Source organism: Frankia nepalensis (assembly GCF_016786325.1).
Classification (GTDB): domain Bacteria; phylum Actinomycetota; class Actinomycetes; order Frankiales; family Frankiaceae; genus Pseudofrankia; species Pseudofrankia nepalensis.
Window position 1 is genome coordinate 1 of sequence record NZ_JADWYU010000260.1, and the last position, 6,741, is coordinate 6,741.

Sequence of the window (6,741 nt, forward strand, 5' to 3'; positions counted from 1 at the left end):
GGCGCGGGGCGGGGCGGGCGGCCCCCGGGCCCGCCGGAACCGGCGCCCTGGCCCTGGTAGGCCGCGCCGCCCTGGCCCGGGAGGCCGCCAGGACCCGGGTGACCACCAGGGCCCTGTTGACCCCGCGGGTTCTGGTGACCGCCTGGGCCCTGGTACCACGTGGTGCCCCATGGGTCGGTGGCAGCCGGCTGACCGGCGGGAGCCTGGTGGGCGGCCCCCGCGGCCCAGCCCTGGTCGCCAGGGGTGCCGGCGGCGGGCCCTGTGGGCGGCGGCCCAGGATGGGGCTGGACGGGCGGCGCGGCCGACCAGGCCGGGTCCGCGCCGCCCGGCGGTCCGTACCAGGGCTGCCCCCGCGGCCCCGTCGGCTGCGCCGGCTGGCCTGGTGGCGGCGTGAGCTGCCCCGGTGGCGTCGGTTGCCACGGCGGCGTCGGTTGCCACGGCGGGGCTGGTTGCCACGGCGGCGCGGGTTGCCAGGGCTGGGCCGCGGCCGCCGTCTGGTCCGTGGAGAACGTCTGCTCGGTCGGCTGCTGGGCGGGCGTCCCGCAGATGGCGCACGCCGCGGCGGTCACCGAGGGGTTGCCACAGGTGGGGCAGACAGTACTCATGCGGCGCTCCGCGTCGAGCGGACGAAATGGAGGATGTCGGCGGCGATGCTGACCGACGCGCCGGCCACACCGAGCCAGAGCCCGACGCCCACGCCGCCCCCGTCCGCGCCGGAGACGAGGACCAGGACGGACACGACCAGGACGAGGGTGGCCACGCCGGAGACGAACACCGCGGGCCAGGCCCACGGGCGGACGACCCAGCGCAGCGCCCACAGCGCGGTGCCCGCGATCGGCACCAGCACCCAGACCACGGCCGCGAGCTTGAGCACGTCCGACAGGACGGAGCCGACCGCCCACAGCTGGCTCGCCGTCCGCAGGCCCGAGCTGTCGGGCAGGCCGGGGGCGTTCAGCCAGGGAACCGCGGCGGTCAGCACCACGAGCCCGGCGCCGACCAGGCCGAGAGCCCGGGCGGGCAGGTCGCGCAGGGCCTGCTCGGCGGTGCGGGGCGCGCGGGGCGGGCGGGGCGCGCGGATGACGGCGGGCGACCCGGAGCCGCCAGGGCCGGGCCCAGGCGGCCCGGGGAGCGGCTGCGGGGTGGGCGCGCCGGCTGGCGGCCATCCCGGCTGGGGCGGTTGCCACCCAGGATGGCCGCCGGCTGGCGGATAGCCGCCGCCGGCTGGCTGTGGCTGACTGCTGCCATACACGTTGGCCTCCCCCGGGTCGGCCTGACCGCTTGGCGCCGTTTGCGTCCGAACGTCCGGCGTGGGCGACTATCCCACGTCGCGTCAATCGGGCAGCCGCCATCCTGCGACAAATCCGCTGTCCGCTTCGCGACTTCCGTCCGGAGAGTCGCGAACGGCGTGCACGGCACCCGCGAAGCCAACCCGGGCGGGTCCGGCCGTGGAGGGAGTTCGCGGCTCGGATGCCGGCGGGCCACCGGCGGCCAGGGCCTGGCGTAACGCGGTTGAGGCCGACCGGGAGCGCGCGCACCTGATGACCATGGGCACCGTGAGGTGCCCTGTTGGCCGGTGATCGCCAGACGCGCGCGCAGATCGGCGGTCGCGCGGCCCGGCCAGGATTCGCGGAAGGACCCTAGGTGCCGGCGGTGACCCTCAGGACGAGGCGGACCCAGGAGACACGGTGGCAGCCGGGGCAGCGCAGCAGTGACGGGTACCGAGGACGGATGACCGGCAGGTGCAGGCTCGGGGCGAGCAGCAGCAGCGCGCGCCGGGCACCGACGGTCGTGGCCCCCGCGCAGCGGGAGCAGTGCACCGTGATTCCGGCTCCGCGTGCCTGGGGTGGGTGCTCGCCGCTGTAGAGCGCCCGCTTGCCGTGCATGTCGCGGCCGATGGCCCCGGGCCGGGGCGCGGCGGCGCCGGCGGTCGCCGGCCGCCCGGCCCGCGGACGCAGCCGGTCGAAGCCGGCCGTCGCCGCCCGCTCCCGCCGGCTGGCCGGCGGCCCGGCGTCCGGCGCGCTCACCGGCCCACGCGCGACAACGCGGCCGAGGCCACCACCGAGCGGGGGCCGGGGGGCAGGTCGCCGTCCAGGTCGCCCTCGTCCAGGTCGTCGTCCAGGTCGTCGGCGGGGAGATGGTCCTGGGCGAGGCCGGCGACCGGCAGGCCGACACCCACCAGCAGCGCCGACCCGCCGACGGCGGACACCGCGGCCGGATCGAGCCCGGCGATCGCCCTGGCATGCTCCCGATAGGCCAGCGCGCCCTTCGAGCGGCCGGCGGTGGTGAGGATCGAGCGGCCGGTGCCCGGCGCCTCGGCGAACCGCACCGAGCGCGCGACCGGGGGCTCGAGCACATGGATGTCGTAGCGCGCGGCGACGTCGGCGAGCACGGCGCGGCTGTGCGCGGTGCGGCCGTCGAAGAGCGTCGGCAGGACCCCGCGGACCCGCAGCCGCGGGTTCGTCAGCCGCCGGACGTCGTGCACGGTGTCGAGCAGCTGGCCCACGCCGCGGTGCGACAGGGTCTCGCACTGCAGCGGGACGATCACCTCGTCCGCGGCGGTCAGCCCGTTGATGGTCAGCACGCCCAGCGAGGGCGGACAGTCGATCAGCACGAAGTCGTAGTCGTCGACGATCTCGGCCAGCGCGAGCCGCAGCACGTGCTCCCGGCCGGTGCGCGACAGCAGCATCGCCTCGCAGCCGGCCAGCTCGATCGTCGCCGGCAGCAGGTCCGACCCGTCGGCGGTGGGCAGCACGACCAGGCCCGCCGACAGCCGGCCGAGCAGCACGTCGTGCACGGAGAGCTCGAGGGCGTCGGGATCGAGGCCGAGCGAGAACGTCAGACAGGCCTGCGGGTCGAGGTCGACCAGCAGAACCCGTTGACCGAGCTCGGTCAGGGCGGCGCCGAGACTCGACACGGAGGTCGTCTTGGCGACGCCACCCTTTTGGTTGGCGACTGCGAGAACGCGGGCCACGACGGAGAGTGTGTCAAGCGTGACCGTGTGGTCACAACCTTCCGGCCCCGCGAGTGTCGCGTCGCTACTTTGGTCCCGCCTGCTGGACGACCTCGAAGGACCACAGCTGGGCGCCGCTCGCCGCCGGCCCGCCACCGGGGTGGCCCCCGCCCGGGTGGCCGCCACCGGGACGGCCACCCGGGTGCCCGCCCGGATGACCGCCGCCCGGGGTCGCGGAGGCCGCCGCCTGCCGGTGCCCCTCGGAGAACGCCTGCGACGAGGCCCAGGCCTGGAAGTCCTCCTCGCTGCGCCAGCGGGTGTAGACGAGGTAGGTGTCGGTGCCCTCGACGGGCCGCAGCAGCTCGAAGTGCTCGAATCCGTCGGCTCGCTCGACCATCCCGGCCCGCCCCCCGAACCTGGCCTCCAGCGTGGCCCGCTGCTCGGCGGGAACCGTCAACACGTTGATCTTCACAACGCTCATGGACACAAGCTAACCGTGCGCGCCGGACCGGGTCGTCCGCGTGCCGCCGGTCGGCCACCGCCCACGCTCCCGTCGCGGCGGAAGTCCCGGCGACGGGCGCGGACACGCGAGGGCCTACAGTCTTCCGGCGTGCCTCAGCTTCCCCGCGTCGCCGTGCTCAGCCCCGACCTGACCGGCGCGACCGCCCTCGCCGCGCTCGTCGACGCCGGGCTGGACGCGACCTTCGTCGGGCGGCCGACCGCGGCCGCCGGGGTGCTGCTGGCGAAGCGCGCGCTCACCGGCCGCTGGCTCGCGGAGGTGGCCGACGAGGGCGAGGAGCCGGTGCCGCCGCGCCAGGTGGACGAGGTCCCGGCGGACTTCCGCCCCCTCGTCACCCACGCCGACGCGCCGGACGGCTCCCGGCGCGGGTTCGGGATCAGCCTCGCCGGCCAGGCACTGGGCAGCTGGGACGCCCTCGTGGTCACGGCGCCGACGGTCTGGGCGGCCACGCCGTTGATCACCACCGCGGCTCCCTGGTACGGCGGCGTCTTCCATTCCCGGACCGACGGCGTCTTCCTGGTCGGTAGTCCCAAGGGCGTCCCCGCCCCCGACGGCGGGTCGCCGGGGCGAGACCCGCGCGACCCCCCGCCGGGCCCACCCGCCGACAGGCGAGGCGACACCCTGACCGCCGTCCTGGCCCATGAGCTGATCTGGGCGCAGGCCAGCTGGATCGGCGAGTACCTGCGGGGGCGCTATCTGCCGCCAGCCCGCCAGGCGATGCTCGACCACCCGAGGCTGCGCGGGACCGGCCTGCGCCGCTGGGGCGACGGTGGCTACCTGCGCGCCCTCGATCGCGAACTGCGGGCCGGCCGGGCGCGCGCCGCCGCCGCCGGCTACCCGCTTCCGCTGCCCGCGGCTCAGCCCGCCTAGGACGCGCCCTAGTGCCACCTCAGCGGACGTTCGCTCCGCCGGCCGCGTCCGTCTGGCCGCGGACACCAGGATCGACGCGGCCGCCTGACTGCTCCGTTCGGCGATGTCGGGCCGGGCGGCGCGAGACCGGTCAGGCCAGCTTGCGCAGCCGGCTGGCCGCCTCGAGCAGGGTCTCGTGCCGCTTCGGGAAGGCGAAGCGAATGATGTGGCGGCCGTCGGCCGGGTCGGCGAAGAAGGATGAGCCGGGGACGGTGGCGACGCCGATCTCGCTGACGAGACGCTTCGCGAAGGCGACGTCGTCGCCGGCGGGGTCGAGCGCCCGGGTGTCGCACATCACGTAGTAGGCGCCGTCCGGCCGGCTGACGCCGAAGCCGACCTCGGCGAGCGCGTCGCACAGCAGGTCGCGACGCGCCCGGTAGGCGTCGGCCAGCCCGGTGTAGTAACTCGCCGGCAGGCCCATCGCGGCGACGCCGGCGGCCTGCAGCGGGGCGGCGGCGCCGACGGTGAGGAAGTCGTGCGTCTTGCGGATGCCGGCGGTGAGCGCGGCGGGCGCGATCGTCCAGCCGACCCGCCAGCCGGTGACCGCGTAGGTCTTCGAGAGGGCGTTCACGGTGACCGTGCGGTCCTCCAGGCCCGGAACGGTCGCCGGAGGCACGTGCCCGCCGTGGCCCAGGTACTGGATGTGCTCGTAGATCTCGTCGGTGATGACCAGGACGTCGTGGCGCTGGCAGAGCTCGGCGATGAGGTCGAGCTCCGCGCGAGTGAACATCTTGCCGGTCGGGTTGTGCGGGGTGTTGACGACGATCGCCCGGGTGCGGTCGGAGAAGGCGGCCCGCAGCTCGGCCTCGTCGAAGGTCCAGTCGGGCGCGCGCAGCGAGACCAGGCGCGGCTGGGCACCCGAGAGGATGGCGTCCGGGCCGTAGTTCTCGTAGAACGGCTCGAAGAGGATGACCTCGTCCCCTGGGTCGACGAGCCCGAGCATCGTCGCGATCATCGCCTCGGTCGCGCCGCAGGTCACGCAGATCTCCGAGTCCGGGTCGACGGTCCAGCCGGGGTAGGCCCGCGCCACCTTGGCGGCGACGGCTGCCCGGAAGGCCGGGGCGCCCCAGGTGATGGCGTACTGGTTGTCGTCGGCGTCGATCGCCGCCTTCGCCGCCTCCTTGAGCTCGACCGGGCAGGCGAAGTCGGGGAATCCCTGAGCCAGGTTCACCGCGCCGTGCGCGACCGCCAGCCGGGTCATGTCCCGGATCACGGACTCGGTGAAGGTCGCCGCCTTCGCCGACAGGCGAGCGACACCGGCCACCGGCGCGGAATCCGGCTGCGAGGGCAAAGTCTGCGAGGCCACCGACCCATGATGCAGCTATCTCCACCGGTCCGGTGGCCATAGGCCACGGACGGCTCGGCGCCTCGCGGTCGTTCAGCTCGCCGGCGGCGGCGCGGCCGCCTCGCCCGACGCCTCGGCGAGATACTCGACCCCGGCCCAGGGAGCCAGCTCCGGGCCCGCGGCGCGGCCCTCGGGGCAGTGCCGGCGCAGGTCGCACCAGGAGCACAGCGGGCCGGGGCGCGGCGGGAACGCCACGTCGGCCGGCTGCCCGGCGGCGAGCCCTTCGGCCGCGGCGACCGCGTCGACGGCGACGGACTCGGCACGGCGGACGTGCCGGGCCAGGCTTTCGTCGGTGTGCTCGGCGGTGACCACCCGGCCGCTGGGCAGGTGGTGCAGCTCTACCCGCCGGCAGCGCTGGCGCAGCATGCGCTCGGCGGCGAACGCGTAGAGCGCGAGCGCGACCGAGGTGCGCGCGTCGCCGTCCTCCGGCGGGCGCCGGCCGGTCTTGTAGTCGACGACGACCAGTTCGCCGGCGCGCTCGTCCAGCCGGTCCACCCGGCCGTGCAGCGCCAGCACCTCGGTCCGCGTCGCGACCTGGCGCTCGACCGCCCGCGGCGCCGCGGCCGGGTCGAGCCCTGCCGCGTAGCGCGCGCACATCGCCGCGGCCCGCTCGCGGACGGCCGCCGACTGCTCGGCGTCGCGCCAGCCCTCGCGCACCCAGCAGGCGCGCACCAGTTCGGCGGCCCGCTCCGGCGTCCGGCGCGGCTCGGGCTCGTCCCACCACCGGTGCAGCGCGTTGTGCACGCTCACGCCCAGCGAGGCGTGCGCCCACGGCGGCCCCTTCGGGGGTGCCGGCCGGTCGACATAGGTCATCCGGTACCGGCGGGGGCAGTCCTCGAACGCGGCCAGCCGGGTCGGCGTGCAGCTGAACAGCCTGCGCGGCATCCCGTCGAGCGACAGCTGAGCCATCGTGACGCTTCTCCTCGGGGGTCAGGGGGGCGGGCTCCGCCCGGGTGGCCCGGGGGGGCCCGTCGGCGGCCCCGCCCCCCCCCAATAGGGGCCCGGGGCCCGCCCCCC

7 protein-coding genes are annotated in these 6,741 nt (G+C 76.2%); 1 reads left to right on the plus strand and 6 read right to left on the minus strand.

All coding sequences use genetic code 11. From position 1 onward, the window contains the following. Positions 1–601: 601 nt before the first annotated feature. The 4 genes from I6A81_RS39805 to I6A81_RS39820 form a co-directional block, all read right to left on the minus strand. Entirely contained in the window at positions 602–1,249 is a 648-nt protein-coding gene (locus tag I6A81_RS39805; protein WP_203007398.1) for a hypothetical protein, read from the minus strand. A 388-nt stretch (positions 1,250–1,637) separates the two neighbouring features. Further along, positions 1,638–2,024, minus strand: a complete 387-nt coding sequence (locus I6A81_RS44465) for a hypothetical protein (protein ID WP_238430946.1) — start codon at positions 2,022–2,024, stop codon at positions 1,638–1,640. Next, positions 2,021–2,971, minus strand: coding sequence for a ParA family protein (locus I6A81_RS39815; RefSeq protein ID WP_203007399.1), 951 nt, complete (start codon positions 2,969–2,971; stop codon positions 2,021–2,023). Before I6A81_RS39815 ends, I6A81_RS44465 begins: the two co-directional genes overlap by 4 nt. A gap of 64 nt (positions 2,972–3,035) precedes the next feature. Next, on the minus strand, positions 3,036–3,431 hold the full coding sequence (locus I6A81_RS39820; RefSeq protein WP_203007400.1) for an antibiotic biosynthesis monooxygenase family protein: 396 nt from the start codon (positions 3,429–3,431) through the stop codon (positions 3,036–3,038). A 129-nt stretch (positions 3,432–3,560) separates the two neighbouring features. Between I6A81_RS39820 and I6A81_RS39825 the strand changes: the two genes are divergently transcribed. After that, positions 3,561–4,340: a hypothetical protein gene (locus tag I6A81_RS39825; RefSeq protein ID WP_203007401.1), complete on the plus strand. Its 780-nt coding sequence runs from the start codon at positions 3,561–3,563 to the stop codon at positions 4,338–4,340. A 130-nt stretch (positions 4,341–4,470) separates the two neighbouring features. On the opposite strand, the gene I6A81_RS39830 is transcribed toward I6A81_RS39825, so the two are convergent. Both I6A81_RS39830 and I6A81_RS39835 read right to left on the minus strand, forming a co-directional pair. Continuing rightward, on the minus strand, positions 4,471–5,685 hold the full coding sequence (locus I6A81_RS39830) for an aminotransferase class I/II-fold pyridoxal phosphate-dependent enzyme (protein ID WP_307875220.1): 1,215 nt from the start codon (positions 5,683–5,685) through the stop codon (positions 4,471–4,473). A 72-nt stretch (positions 5,686–5,757) separates the two neighbouring features. Then, complete coding sequence (locus I6A81_RS39835; protein ID WP_203007402.1) at positions 5,758–6,633, minus strand: RecB family exonuclease; 876 nt, start codon at positions 6,631–6,633, stop codon at positions 5,758–5,760. Between the last annotated feature and the right edge of the window lie 108 nt (positions 6,634–6,741).

Bases quoted from the DNA above. Each gene is read 5' to 3' on its own strand.
- I6A81_RS39820 (WP_203007400.1), bottom strand. From the start codon at position 3,431: ATGAGCGTTGTGAAGATCAACGTGTTGACGGTTCCCGCCGAGCAGCGG.
- I6A81_RS39835 (WP_203007402.1), bottom strand. From the start codon at position 6,633: ATGGCTCAGCTGTCGCTCGACGGGATGCCGCGCAGGCTGTTCAGCTGC.